This window comes from Streptomyces griseicoloratus, assembly GCF_014534645.1.
GTDB lineage: Bacteria > Actinomycetota > Actinomycetes > Streptomycetales > Streptomycetaceae > Streptomyces > Streptomyces griseicoloratus.
In genome coordinates this window covers 92409-105818 of record NZ_JACVQF010000233.1, presented here as the reverse complement: position 1 = coordinate 105818, position 13410 = coordinate 92409, and the positions used below count along the sequence as shown (strand labels likewise).

The 13410-nt window shown below is 72.2% G+C and carries 11 protein-coding genes; 6 read left to right on the top strand and 5 right to left on the bottom strand.

Features of this window, described 5'->3' with window-relative positions:
* The 3 genes from H0H10_RS34920 to glgB form a co-directional block, all read left to right on the top strand.
* Nucleotides 1-728: alpha-glucosidase C-terminal domain-containing protein (locus tag H0H10_RS34920; protein ID WP_188185206.1), on the top strand; the 728-nt coding region annotated here is incomplete at its 5' end.
* Nucleotides 729-811: 83 nt separating this feature from the next.
* Nucleotides 812-2209: a maltokinase N-terminal cap-like domain-containing protein gene (locus tag H0H10_RS34915; RefSeq protein ID WP_188185205.1), complete on the top strand. Its 1398-nt coding sequence runs from the start codon at nucleotides 812-814 to the stop codon at nucleotides 2207-2209.
* A 38-nt stretch (nucleotides 2210-2247) separates the two neighbouring features.
* Nucleotides 2248-4776: a 1,4-alpha-glucan branching enzyme gene (gene glgB, locus H0H10_RS34910; protein WP_188185204.1), complete on the top strand. Its 2529-nt coding sequence runs from the start codon at nucleotides 2248-2250 to the stop codon at nucleotides 4774-4776.
* A 3-nt stretch (nucleotides 4777-4779) separates the two neighbouring features.
* On the opposite strand, the gene H0H10_RS34905 is transcribed toward glgB, so the two are convergent.
* Entirely contained in the window at nucleotides 4780-6996 is a 2217-nt protein-coding gene (locus H0H10_RS34905) for a HelD family protein (protein WP_223180914.1), read from the bottom strand.
* A gap of 279 nt (nucleotides 6997-7275) precedes the next feature.
* Nucleotides 7276-8673, bottom strand: coding sequence for a cation:dicarboxylate symporter family transporter (locus H0H10_RS34900; RefSeq protein WP_188185203.1), 1398 nt, complete (start codon nucleotides 8671-8673; stop codon nucleotides 7276-7278).
* Between the two features lie 144 nt (nucleotides 8674-8817).
* Here H0H10_RS34900 and H0H10_RS34895 point away from each other — a divergent pair, with 144 nt between their 5' ends.
* Nucleotides 8818-10485, top strand: coding sequence for an ATP-binding protein (locus H0H10_RS34895; protein ID WP_188185202.1), 1668 nt, complete (start codon nucleotides 8818-8820; stop codon nucleotides 10483-10485).
* The gene (locus H0H10_RS34890; RefSeq protein WP_188185201.1) at nucleotides 10482-11180 is read left to right on the top strand and encodes a response regulator; all 699 of its coding nucleotides are present in this window, start codon (nucleotides 10482-10484) and stop codon (nucleotides 11178-11180) included. Before H0H10_RS34895 ends, H0H10_RS34890 begins: the two co-directional genes overlap by 4 nt.
* 42 nt (nucleotides 11181-11222) lie before the next feature.
* Here the strand turns inward: H0H10_RS34890 and H0H10_RS34885 are convergent, their stop codons facing one another.
* Genes H0H10_RS34885 through H0H10_RS34875 form a run of 3 tightly spaced genes read right to left on the bottom strand, consistent with a single transcriptional unit; the run spans nucleotide 11223 to nucleotide 12445 of the window.
* Nucleotides 11223-11624 carry a DNA-binding protein gene (locus H0H10_RS34885; RefSeq protein ID WP_188185200.1) on the bottom strand — a complete coding sequence of 134 codons (402 nt, stop codon included), beginning with the start codon at nucleotides 11622-11624 and terminating at the stop codon, nucleotides 11223-11225.
* On the bottom strand, nucleotides 11621-11869 hold the full coding sequence (locus tag H0H10_RS34880) for a hypothetical protein (protein WP_188185199.1): 249 nt from the start codon (nucleotides 11867-11869) through the stop codon (nucleotides 11621-11623). The genes H0H10_RS34885 and H0H10_RS34880 overlap by 4 nt, the downstream gene beginning before the upstream one ends.
* Before the next feature lie 36 nt (nucleotides 11870-11905).
* A complete protein-coding gene (locus tag H0H10_RS34875; RefSeq protein WP_188185198.1) occupies nucleotides 11906-12445 on the bottom strand; it encodes a hypothetical protein in 540 nt (179 codons plus the stop codon).
* A gap of 27 nt (nucleotides 12446-12472) precedes the next feature.
* Here H0H10_RS34875 and H0H10_RS34870 point away from each other — a divergent pair, with 27 nt between their 5' ends.
* The gene (locus tag H0H10_RS34870; RefSeq protein ID WP_188185197.1) at nucleotides 12473-13345 is read left to right on the top strand and encodes a 5'-methylthioadenosine/S-adenosylhomocysteine nucleosidase family protein; all 873 of its coding nucleotides are present in this window, start codon (nucleotides 12473-12475) and stop codon (nucleotides 13343-13345) included.
* The last annotated feature ends 65 nt before the right edge of the window (nucleotides 13346-13410 follow it).

Here is a 13410-nt window from a genome sequence, read left to right as displayed (position 1 = left end):
TCCTGCGCAACCACGACGAGCTGACCCTGGAGATGGTCACCGACGAGGAGCGCGACTACATGTGGGCCGAGTACGCCAAGGACCCGCGCATGCGCGCCAACATCGGCATCCGCCGCCGCCTGGCCCCGCTGCTGGACAACGACCGCAACCAGATCGAGCTGTTCACCGCCCTGCTGCTGTCCCTCCCCGGCTCGCCGATCCTGTACTACGGCGACGAGATCGGCATGGGCGACAACATCTGGCTCGGCGACCGCGACGCGGTGCGCACGCCGATGCAGTGGACCCCCGACCGCAACGCCGGCTTCTCGACCTGCGATCCGGGGCGGCTCTACCTGCCGACGATCATGGACCCGGTCTACGGCTACCAGGTCACCAACGTCGAGGCGTCCATGGCCTCGCCGTCCTCGCTGCTGCACTGGACCCGCCGGATGATCGAGATCCGCAAGCAGAACCCCGCCTTCGGTCTCGGCTCGTACACCGAACTGCCCTCCTCCAACCCCGCGGTGCTGGCCTTCCTGCGCGAGTACGAGGACGACCTGGTGCTGTGCGTCCACAACTTCTCCCGGTTCGCACAGCCCACCGAGCTGGACCTGAGCGCCTTCGTGGGGCGCCATCCGGTCGAGCTGTTCGGCGGGGTCCGCTTCCCGGCCGTGGGGGAACTGCCGTACCTGCTGACCCTCGGGGGCCACGGCTTCTACTGGTTCCGGCTCCGCAAGGACGCCGCCTAGAACCCGGGCGGGGCGGTTTCTCCCGTCCCGCCCGGGGCACGCATCAGTAACACCCCGACGACCCGGGGAAAGGACGCGACGTCATGTCGGAAGCCGTCACCCGCACCGTCACCGGTCCGCCCGGCCTCCTTGCGTCACTGGAACCACTGCTGCGGGAGTGGCTCCCGCGGCAACGCTGGTTCGCGGGCAAGGGGCGTCCGGTCACCGAGCTCTCGCCCGTCGCCGTCACCGAACTGCTGCCGGCCGACGCCCGCCTCGGGCTGTACCACGTGCTGCTGCGCGCCCGTCAGCCGCTCGTGCCGGCCCCGGGCTCCCCCGAGCAGCCGGGCGACTGCTACCAGCTCCTGATAGGCGTGCGCGAGGCGCTGCCGCCCCGGCTCGCGCCCGCGCTGATCGGCCATGTGACCCGCGGCCCGCTGACCGGACGGACGGTCTACGACGCCCTGTACGACACCCGGCCCGCCGACGTGCTCCTGGAGGCGATGCGCACCCGGGCCCGCATCGGCGGGCTCCGCTTCGAGCGGAACCCGGACCAGGAGATCCGCTCCGGGCTGGTGCCGCGCCTGATGACCGCGGAGCAGTCGAACTCCTCGGTCGTGTATGGAGATACGTTCATTCTCAAGCTGTTGCGCCGGATCGTGCCCGGGATCAATCCCGACCTGGAGCTGCCGCTGGCGCTGGCCCGCGAGGGCTGCCCCCGGGTGCCCGCGCCCACGGCCTGGATGGTGGCGGACCTGGCCGGCCGGACCTGGGTGCTCGGTGTCCTCCAGCCGTATGTGCAGGGCGCGACCGACGGCTGGGAGCTGGCCCTGCGCGAGCTGGCCAAGGGCCAGGACTTCGCCGCCGAGGCCCGTGCGCTCGGGCGGGCCACCGCCGAGGTGCACGGCGCGCTGGCCCGCGCGCTGCCGACCGTCACCCTGGGCCACGCCCAGATGCGGCAGCTGGTGGAGGGCATGACCGGCCGGCTGGCGGAGGCCGTCCGGGCGGTGCCGGCGCTGCGGCCGTACGCGCCGGGGCTGCGCTCGGCCTTCACCGCGCTGGACGACCTGGCCGCCGAGGGCGGCACCCGGACCGCACAGCGCGTCCACGGCGACCTGCACCTCGGACAGTGCCTGCGCTCGCCGTCGGGTCACTGGTCGCTGATCGACTTCGAGGGCGAGCCGGCCAGGCCGCCGGCCGAGCGGCGGCTGCCGCAGCCGGTGGTGCGGGACGTCGCGGGGATGCTGCGCTCCTTCGACTACGCCGCCCACTCGGCCGGCTCCCCGGTCCCGGGCTGGGCCGCGGCCTGCCGGGCGGCGTACTGCACCGGGTACGCCGAGGCCGGCGGCCACGACCCGCGCACCGATCCCGTGCTGCTGCGCGCCTACGAGACGGACAAGGCCGTCTACGAGGTCGTGTACGAGGCCCGGCACCGCCCCGACTGGCTCCCGGTGCCGCTGGCCGCGGTGCGCCGCCTGGCGGCGGCCGGCGAGCCGGCCTGACGCCCCCCTTCATCCCCTTCGCCGAGGAGGCTCCGCCCGTGACCCCCCGCCCCCCGTCCAGCGGTCCGGATCCGAAGAAGACGGCCGAGGAGAAGAGCGCCCCGAAGAAGGCGGCGGCACCTCAGAAGAAGGCGGTGGCCAAGAAGACGACCGCGAAGAAGGCGGTGCCTAAGCAGGCGGCCGCGAAGAAGGCGGCGGCGAAGAAGGCCGTCCCGAAGCAGGCGGCCGCGAAGAAGGCCGCCACCAGGAAAGCCACGACGCCCGGGAAAGCCGCGACGCCCGGGAAGGCCGCAGCCGAGAAAGCCCCGGCGAAGAAGACGCTCGCCGGGAAGCCGCCCGCCGTCACGTCCCCCGAGAGGACCGCCCCGGTCGGGGCCGCCGCATCGCCCGCCCTCGGCGCCGGTGACCGGGAGCGGCTGCTGAACGGCACGCACCACGACCCGCACTCCGTGCTCGGCGCGCATCCGGTGCCCGGCGGGGTCGCCGTCCGGGCCTTCCGGCCGTACGCACGGGCGGTGGCCGTCGTCGCCGGGGAGCTGCGGGCCGAGCTGCACGACGACGGGGACGGCTTCTTCTCCGGGCTGCTGCCGCTGGACGAGGTCCCGGCCTACCGGCTCCTCGTGGCGTACGAGCAGACGGTGCAGGAGACCGAGGACCCCTACCGCTTCCTGCCCACGCTCGGCGACCTGGACCTGCACCTGATCGGCGAGGGCCGGCACGAGCAGCTGTGGCGGGCGCTCGGCGCGGAACCGATGACACACCAGGGCGTGACCGGCACCCGCTTCACGGTGTGGGCGCCGAACGCGCGCGGAGTACGGGTGGCCGGCGGCTTCAACTTCTGGGACGGCACCGGCCACCCGATGCGGTCGCTCGGCGCCACCGGCGTGTGGGAGCTGTTCCTCCCCGGCATCGGGGCGGGCGAGCTGTACAAGTTCGAGATCACCCGGCCCGACGGCTCCCGGACGCTGCGCGCCGACCCGCTCGCCCGCCGCACCGAGGAGCCGCCGCGCACGTCCTCGATCGTGCACACCTCGCACTACGCGTGGGGCGACGAGGAGTGGCTGGCCCGCCGCGCGGACACGCCCGCGCACGAGGCGCCCCTGTCGGTGTACGAGGTCCACCTGCCCTCCTGGCGGCCCGGGCTGACGTACCGGCAGCTCGCCGAGGAGCTTCCGGCGTACGTCAGGGACCTCGGCTTCACCCACGTGGAGCTGATGCCGGTCGCCGAGCACCCCTTCGGCGGCTCCTGGGGCTACCAGGTCACCGGCTTCTACGCGCCCACGGCCCGCCTCGGCACCCCCGACGACTTCAAGTACCTGGTGGACAGCCTCCACCGGGCCGGCATCGGCGTGCTGATGGACTGGGTGCCGGCGCACTTCCCGCGCGACGACTGGGCGCTGGCCGAGTTCGACGGACGCCCGCTGTACGAGCACGCGGACCCGCTCAGGGCCGCCCACCCCGACTGGGGGACGCTGGAGTTCGACTTCGGACGCCGGGAGGTGCGCAACTTCCTGGTGGCCAACGCCGTGTACTGGTGCGAGGAGTTCCACATCGACGGGCTGCGCGTCGACGCCGTCGCCTCCATGCTCTACCTCGACTACTCGCGTGAGCCGGGTCAGTGGACGCCGAACGAGCACGGCGGGCGGGAGAACCTGGACGCGGTGGCGTTCCTGCAGGAGATGAACGCGACCGTGTACCGGCGGGTCCCGGGGGTCGTGACGATCGCGGAGGAGTCGACGGCCTGGGACGGCGTCACGCGCGCCACGCACCACGAGGGGCCGAGCGGATTCGGTGGCCTGGGCTTCGGGCTGAAGTGGAACATGGGCTGGATGCACGACTCGCTGCAGTACATGAGCCACGAGCCGGTGCACCGCAAGTACCACCACCACGAGATGACCTTCTCGATGGTGTACGCCTACAGCGAGAACTACGTCCTGCCGATATCGCACGACGAGGTCGTGCACGGCAAGCGGTCGCTGGTGTCGAAGATGCCGGGCGACTGGTGGCAGCAGCGCGCCGACCACCGCGCCTACCTGGGCTTCATGTGGGCGCACCCGGGCAAGCAACTGCTGTTCATGGGCCAGGAGTTCGCCCAGGGAGCCGAGTGGTCCGAGGCGCACGGCCCCGACTGGTGGCTGCTCGACCCGCAGTACGGGGCCGCGGCGGACCACCGGGGTGTGCGGGACCTGGTCCGTGACCTGAACGCCGTATACCGGGCCACCCCGGCCCTGTGGCAGCGCGACACCGACCCGTCCGGTTTCGAGTGGGTGGTCGGGGACGCCGCCGACGACAACGTCTTCGCGTTCCTGCGCTACGCCGCGGACGGCGCCCCCGTGCTCGCGGTGTCCAACTTCTCCCCGGTCGTCCGCCCCGACTACCGCCTCGGCGTCCCCGACGACGTGCCCGCCTGGCACGAGGTGCTCAACACCGACGCCATACGGTACGGCGGGAGCGGCGTGAGCAACCCCGACCCTGTCAAGCCGGAGCCGCAGGGGTGGCACGGCCGCCCGGCGAGCATCCGGCTGACCCTGCCGCCCCTGTCGACGGTCTGGCTGCGCCCCGCCTAGGGGCTACGCGTCCACGAGGCCCTTGGGCAGCGGCTCGGTGTGCAGGACGCCGAGTCGCTGGGTGGCGCGGGTCAGGGCCACGTACAGGTCGCTCGTGCCGTAGCGGCCGGGCTCGACGACCAGGACGGAGTCGAATTCCAGGCCCTTGGACTGGCGCGGGTCGAGGAGGACGACGTTCCGCGTCAGGTCGGGCTCGGCGCCCGCCGTCACCCCGTCCAGCCGGGCCGCCAGTGCGCGGTGCAGCTCGCGCGGGGCGATCACGGCGAGGCGGCCCTCCTCGGGGGTCAGCTCGCCGACCGCCTCGGCCACCGCGGCCGGGAGGTCACCGGTGGCGCGGACCCAGGGCCGTACGCCCGTGGAGCGCACCGAGCTGGGCGGCTCGAAGGCGGGGTCCTCGGCGCGGACCACGGCCGCCGCCAGGTCCATGATCTCGGCGGGGGTGCGGTAGTTGACGCCGAGGCGGGTGTGCTCCCAGCGGTCCTCCACGTACGGGGCGAGGATCTTCGACCACGAGCCGACGCCCGCCGCCTCCGCGGTCTGGGCGGGGTCGCCGACCAGGGTCATCGAGCGGGTCGGGCAGCGGCGCATCAGCAGCCGCCAGGCCATCGGCGACAGTTCCTGCGCCTCGTCGACGATGATGTGCCCGAACGCCCAGGTGCGGTCGGCCGCGGCACGCTCGGCGGCGCTGCGGTGGTCCTCCTCCTCCTGGCGCTCGGCGAACCGCTCGGCGTCGATGATGTCGTGCGCCGACAGGACCTCGGAGTCCTCCTCGTCCTTGTCCTCGAACTCGTAGGTCCGGGAGGCGTACGACACGTCCAGCACGCCCTGCGCGTAGGCGATCTGCGCCTCCCGCTCGCGCTCGGCGCGGGAGCGGGCGAGGCGGTCGTCCTCGCCGAGCAGCTCGGCCGCCTCGTCCAGCAGGGGCACGTCGGCGACGGTCCAGCGCCGGGTGACCGGGCGGCGGACGGCGTCGGCGTCCTCGGCGGTCAGGAAGTCCTCGGGTGCGGCGAGGAAGTCGGCGACCAGGCGCTGCGGGGTCAGCCGGGGCCAGAGCTGGTCGATGGCCGACCAGACCTCGGGGTTCTCGGCGAGTTCGTCGCGGATCTGGGTGATGTCGCTGGCGTCCAGGAGGTTGGAGCCGTCGTAGGGGTCGGTGCCGATGCGTTCGGCGACCATGTCGGTGAGCGTGTTGAGGATGTGCCCCTCGAAGTGCTCGCGCGCCACGTTGTGCGGCAGCTTGGCCGCGCGGGTGCGCTCGCGGGCGACGTTCACCAGGTCGTCGTCCAGCATGAGGATCTCGCGGTCGTGCTCGATCGCGATCACCGGGTCGGGCAGCGCCTGCCGGCTGCGGACCACCTCGGCGAGGACGTCGGCCATGCCGGCGCGGCCCTTGACCGCCGCCGCCTCGGGGGTGTCGGCCGCCGTGGCCTTCACGCCGGGGAACAGCTCGCCGACGGTGGCGAGGAGGACGCCGGTCTCGCCGAGGGAGGGCAGCACCTCGCCGATGTAGCCGAGGAAGGCGGGGTTGGGGCCGACGATGAGGACGGCGCGCTTGGCGAGCAGTTCGCGGTGCTCGTAGAGGAGGTAGGCCGCGCGGTGCAGGGCGACGGCCGTCTTGCCGGTGCCGGGGCCGCCCTCGACCACCAGCACGCCGCGGTGCGGGGCCCGGATGATGCGGTCCTGGTCGGCCTGGATGGTCTGCACGATGTCGCCCATGCGTCCGGTGCGCGCGGAGTTCAGGGCGGCGAGCAGGACGGCGTCGCCGGTCGGGTCCTCGTGCCCCGTGCGGGTCCGGTCGCCGAGGTCGAGGATCTCGTCGTGCAGTGCGGTGACCCGGCGGCCCTCGCTGGTGATGTGCCGGCGGCGGCGCAGGCCCATCGGGGTGTGGCCGGTGGCCAGGTAGAAGGGGCGGGCTACGTCGGCCCGCCAGTCGATCAGTACCGGCGTGCGCTCGGCGTCGTCGGCCCGCAGTCCGATACGGCCGATGTGGTGCTCCTCGCCGGAGGCGAGGTCGATCCGGCCGAAGCAGAGCGAGCCGTCCACCGCGTTCAGCGCGGCGAGCAGCCCGGAGCGCTCGGCGACCAGGATGTCGCGCTCCAGCCGGGCCTGCATGGGGGTGTTGCCCTGCGCGAGCGCGTCCGTGACGGAGGTCTCGGCGTCGCCGCGCAGCGCGTCCACGCGCGCGTACAGCCCGTCGATGAATTCCTGCTCGTGCCGCAATTCATCGTCCGGAAATTCGGTGTTTGACAATTCCGCTCCCGCCCGGATATACTGTGCTCAGTGAACTTCTCCGCGACCTCTTCTATTCGAAGTCGCGAATCACCGAATATACGCAAGGAAATCCCCCGGGCGCAATTGCCCGGGGGATTTCTTTATGTGGCCCGGAGGGCCCGGAAGCCTCGCGGCGCACCGGAAGCGGCGTACCGGGAGGACCGGGCGGCTGAGCGACGGGGGGAGCGACTCAGCCGCCCGGGGTTCTCGTCCGGCGAGGTGCGGAGGTCAGGCCCTGGCCAGTTCCTTCTCCTCGCCCTGCTCGGGCAGGCCGGCCGAGCCGTCCTCGTCACCGCGCCCGCCGTGACCGTCGTCGAGGAGCGTCGTCTCGTCGAACGGGACCCGGCCGGCGAGCACCTCGCCCACGCGCTCCTTGTCGATCTCCTTGGTCCAGGTGCCGACCAGCACGGTGGCCACGGCGTTGCCCGCGAAGTTGGTCAGGGCGCGGGCCTCGCTCATGAAGCGGTCGATGCCGACGATCAGGCCGATGCCGTCCACCAGGGCCGGCTTGTGCGACTGCAGGCCACCGGCCAGGGTCGCCAGGCCCGCGCCGGTGACACCGGCGGCGCCCTTGGAGGCGACGAGCAGGAAGAGCAGCAGCGGGATCTGCTCGCCGATCGACATCGGCGTGCCCATGGCGTCGGCGATGAACAGCGAGGCCATGGTCATGTAGATCATGGTGCCGTCGAGGTTGAAGGAGTAGCCGGTCGGGACGGTGATGCCGACCACCGGCTTGCTGACGCCCAGGTGCTCCATCTTCGCGATCAGGCGCGGCAGCGCCGACTCCGAGGAGGAGGTGGACAGGATCAGCAGGAACTCACGGCCCAGGTACTTGAAGAGCGAGAAGGCGTTGACGCCGGAGACGATCCGCAGCAGGACGCCCAGCACCACGAAGACGAAGAGGATGCAGGTGACGTAGAAGCCGAGCATCAGCACGGCCAGGCTCTTGAGCGCGTCGATGCCGGCCGAGCCGGTGACGGCGGCCATGGCGCCGAAGGCACCGACCGGAGCCGCCCACATGATCATCGCCAGGACGCGGAAGACCAGCCGCTGGATGTGCTCGACACCGCGCAGCACCGGCTGCCCGGCCTTGCCCATGGCCTGCAGGGCGAAGCCGCAGAGCAGGGCGATCAGCAGGGTCTGCAGGACCTCGCCCTCGGTGAAGGCGGAGACGATCGTGGTCGGGATGATGCCGAGCAGGAACTCGGTGGTGTCCTTGGCCTCGGCGTCGACCTGCGCGTGGCCGGTCTCCTTGACGGCGTCGGTGACCGCCAGACCCGTCCCGGGGTCCAGGAGGTTGCCGACGAGCAGGCCGATGGCGAGGGCCACCAGCGACATCACCAGGAAGTAGACCAGGGCGATACCGCCGACCGCGCCGACCTTGGCGGCCTTGCGCACCGATCCGATGCCCAGCACGATCGTGCAGAAGATGATCGGCGAGATCATCATCTTGATCAGGTTCACGAAGCCGGTCCCGATCGGCTTCAGCTCGACCGCGAAGTCCGGCGCGATCAGACCGACGGCGATACCGAGGGCGACCGCGACGATCACCGCTATGTAGAGATAGTGCGTGCGGTCCCGTTTGGCTTTGGGTGCGGCAGGTGCCGTATCGGCTGCGCTGGTCACGGCGGCCCTCCTTGGCGACGTCGGTGTCACCGGCGTGCGGCTCACGTCCGGGAGTGGGGGATGCGGTGACTATCTCCCGGCCTGTGAGCGCGGTCACCCTTGCGTTCATTTAGTTCACAATCGGCCGGGAGAGAGACTGGCGGCATGCGCATCCGTCTCCGCCCCCGCAGCCTGGCCGGCCAGCTCTTCGCCATGCAGGCCGTGCTGATCGCGGTCGTCGTCGCCGGATACGCGCTGTTCAGCTACCTCAGCGACCGGGGGCAGGCCGAGGACGCGGCCGGCCGGCAGGCACGGTCGGTGGCCCTGTCGATCGCCGACTCCCCGTCCGTGCTGGAGGCCATCCGCACCCCCGAGCCGACCACCCGGCTCCAGCCGTACGCGGTGCGGGTCATGCGGGACACCGACGTCGACTTCGTCACGATCATGGATCCACGGGGCATCCGCTGGACCCACCCCGACCCCGAGCAGATCGGCCGCCCCTTCCGCGGTCACATCGAGCCCGCGCAGCGGGGCCGGACCTTCACCGAGACCTACACCGGCACCCTCGGCCCGTCGGTCCGGGCGGTCGCCCCCGTGAAGGACGGCGGGCAGGTCGTCGGCCTGGTCAGCGCCGGCATCAAGGTCGAGGAGATCAGCAAGCGCGTGCGGGAGCAGCTGACGGCGCTGCTCGGGGTCGCCGCCGGCGCCCTGCTGCTCGGCGCGGTCGGCACGTACGTCATCAACGCACGGCTGCGCCGGCACACCCACGGCATGAACGCCGACGAGCTGAGCCGGATGCACGACTACCATCAGGCGGCCCTGCACGCGGTACGGGAAGGACTGCTGATGCTCGACGGGCAGTACCGGATCGCGCTGATCAACGATGGCGGACGGGAGCTGCTCGACGTGACCGGGGACGTGGTGGGCAGCTCGGTCCCCGACCTGGGGCTGCCGGCGCAGCTCACGGGCGCGCTGCTGGCGTCGGAGCCGCGGGTGGACGAGGTCCATCTGACGGCGCGGCGGGTGCTGGTGGTCAACACCTCGCCGGTCTCCGGCGGTGAGCGCCGGGGCACGGTGGTGACGTTGCGCGATGTGACCGAGCTCCAGTCGCTGATGGGCGAGCTGGACACCGAGCGCGGCTTCACGCAGGCCCTGCGCTCGCAGGCGCACGAGGCCGCCAACCGGCTGCACACGGTCGTGTCGCTGATCGAGCTGGGGCGCGCGGAGGAGGCGGTGGAGTTCGCGACGGCCGAACTGGAGCTGGCGCAGGCGCTCACCGACCAGGTGGTGGCGGCGGTGAGCGAGCCGGTGCTGGCCGCGCTGCTGCTGGGCAAGACGGCGCAGGCGAACGAGCGCGGGGTGGAGCTGGTGGTGTCGCCGGACAGCCGGCTGGACGACGGGCTGCTGCCGCCGTCCCTGCCCGCGCGGGACCTGGTGACGATCCTGGGCAACCTGATCGACAACGCGGTGGACGCGGCCCAGGGCGGTACGCCCTCGCGGGTGACGGTGGCCGCGTACACCGACGAGCCGGACACCGGCCCGGAGCTGCGCCTGCGGGTCTCCGACACCGGCGCGGGCGTGGATCCGGCCCACGCCGACCTGGTCTTCCAGCGCGGGTTCTCCACCAAGCCGGCCGGTCCCGGCGGCCGGGGCCGGGGCCTGGGGCTGGCGCTGGTGCGGCAGGCGGTGCTGCGGCACGGCGGGACGCTGACGGTCGCGCAGGCCGAGGAGGGCGGGGCCCGCTTCGAGGTCCGGCTGCCGCTGGGCGGCTCCGGGAGCCGGGGCGCCTCCGCGCAGGCCGCGCCGGGAGTGTCCGGGGGCGAGGACGTATGACGACCGAGCAGCCCATCCGCGTCCTCGTCGTGGAGGACGATCCCGTCGCCGCCGACGCGCACGTGATGTACGTCGGCCGGGTGCCGGGCTTCACCGCCGTCGGCAAGGCGCACTCGGGCGCCGAGGCCCGCCGCGTGCTCGACCGCACGCCGGTGGACCTGCTCCTGCTCGACCTGCACCTGCCGGACGTGCACGGCCTGCAACTGGCCCGCTCGCTGCGGGCGGCCGGCCACCACGCCGACGTGATAGCGGTGACGTCGGCCCGGGACCTGGCGGTCGTACGGGAAGGGGTGTCGCTCGGGGTCGTGCAGTACGTGCTGAAGCCGTTCACGTTCGCGACCCTGCGCGACCGGCTGGTGCGCTACGCCGAGTTCCGCGGGACGGCCGGGGAGGCCAGCGGCCAGGACGAGGTCGACCGCGCGCTGGCCACCCTGCGCGCCCCCGGTCCGGCCGCCCTGCCGAAGGGCCTGAGCGGACCGACGCTGGAGCGGGTGACGGGCACGCTGCGGAGCGCGGAGGGAGGACTGACCGCCGCCGGAGTGGCCGAGGCCGTGGGCATCTCGCGGATCACGGCCCGGCGGTACCTGGAGCATCTGGTGGAGGCGGGACGGGCGGCGCGCGAGCCGCAGTACGGGACGGTGGGCCGGCCGGAGCTGGTCTACCGCTGGGTCCGGGGGACGGAGCGGGGCCGATGAACCTGTGGGTGACGCCGGGCACGCACCGCTGTGGTGGCCCGCTCAGATGCCGATGAGCCGGACGCGGTCACCGCACAGCCGGGCCATGTCATCGACGTCGGACGTCAGTATGGCCACCGGACCCGGCTGACGCAGTGCCGCCTCGGCGACGGTCGCGTCGATCGCGTACTTGTGGCCGTGCAGACCCGCGGCCTTGAGCAGCTCAGCGGACGCCTTGGCCGCCTGCTCCGTCATCGGCTCGACCTTGACGCGGGACAGCACCCACCGCAGCCGAGGCATGTCCACCCGCGCGTGGCTGACCTCCACGATGGTGTTGGCGCCGATGACGAAATCGGCCCCCATCGCATGAAACACCTGGAACATCGCAAGGATCTTGCGGTCCTGTGCGATCCAGGCGGAGAGCCCTTCCGAGTCCAGTACGACGGTCTCGACGTGCTCGTTCACGCCGCGCTCGCCGACCCGTCGGCGTCCGTCGTCCCGAAGATCCTGGAGCGGGCCTCCGCCAGCTCCTCCTCGGTGAAGGCCCCGCGTTCCTCCTGGTGGCGCAGCAGATCCGCACCGAGCAGCTGGTGCCGCAGCTGACGCGCCACCGCCTCGGCGACATAACCCGAGACGTTGTCCGTGAGCTTCCTCAGTTCGGCGACCTGCTCGGTAGGCAGTGTCACCGTGATACGGGTCGTGTCGGCCATGACACGAGCATACTGCGATATGCGCCCTGCCCGTGTTCACGCCGCCTTCGCGTACCACACGATCTGCGAGGCGAGCCCCGCCACGGCGAGGGCCTCCAGCACCGAGAGCGCGACTAGCAGCCCGCCGGTGTCCCCGTTGGACCAGAAGACGGTCAGCGCCGCCAGCGGTACCGCGCAGAACGCCGTCAGGTCGATCACGGTCTGGATCGTCTTGCGTGACCGGCGCCGGGTGTCGCTCCGGTGGTACGCCTCCCACCCGAAGGTCGTGAAACCGCCCGCGTCCGGCGCGAGTGCGGCCAGCCGGGGGCCGAGATCGTCCCGCACGTACAACCCGATGGCCGAGATCTTCTCGTCGTTGACGAGGTAGGTCCATCCGAGGACGAGGCACACCGGCGGCAGCGCCAGGAGCATCGACGGCTGCTTCGCCTGGGCCGCGGCGGCGATGACGGCGGCGACGACCGCGAGGGTGACGTACAGGAGGTTGTCGCGGAAGCCGATCCTCGCCTTCTGCTCGTCCTTCACGCTCTGGTACTCGGCGAGCAGCAACTGCCCGACGGTGACGTCCTGTTCCGGCACTCGTTTCCCTTCTCCCAGCTATAACTTATGACTATGCCGGAGACCCAGCCCGCTGTTCTGGTCCTGACCGCACTCCCCCTCGAATACGCCGCCGTCCGCGCGCACGTCGAGGAGCGGCGGGAGCTGGTGCACCAGGACGGAACCCGAGTGGAAATGGGCCAACTGCCGGGCGCCTCATGGCAGGTCGCCATCGCCGAGCTGGGCATGGGTGCCGAGCGGGCCGCCGCTCTCACCGCACAGCTCATCAACTGGCTGCATCCCGAGGCCGTGTTCTTCGTCGGTGTCGCCGGCAGCCTGAAGGAGGACGTCGGGATCGGCGACGTCGTCGTGGGCACGCAGGTGTACGAGATCCACGGCGGCAAGCAGACGCCGGAGGGTTTCCTGGTCCGGCCGAAGGCCCTGCCGGGCTCGCACGCGCTGGAGCAGGCGGCCCGTTCCGCCGTGCGGGACATGCCCGACGTCCGTGCGCACTTCATGCCGATCGCCACGGGGGACGTGGTCCTGGCGGACGCCAAGTCCGAGATCGCCCGGTTCATCCGCAGGAGCTACAACGACGCGGGCGCGATCGAGATGGAGGGCTCCGGCGCGCTCCAGGCGGCCCACCTGAACGGCCAGGTCGACGCCCTGGTGATCCGGGGCATCAGCGACCGCGCCGACGCCAGGAAGCACAAGGCCGACGCCTCGGGTTCGCAGGAGCGCGCCACCAGGCAGGCCGCGGCGGTGACGGTGGCGGTGCTGCACAAGCACCGGCCCCGCAAGGGTTCCTCCGGCTCCTCCGACTCCGAGGAGGGCCCCCATCCACGGGAGGACGGCGAAGCGACGTACGACGGAGACCACATCGACTTCCGGGGCAGCACCTTCCACGGCCCCGTCACCGGCAAGAGCGACGGGCGACGGTAGGGGCGGCAGGGGCACCGCCCACGGCCCGGTGCCGCGAGCGACCGCCACCCTCCCGCCCCGCCCCC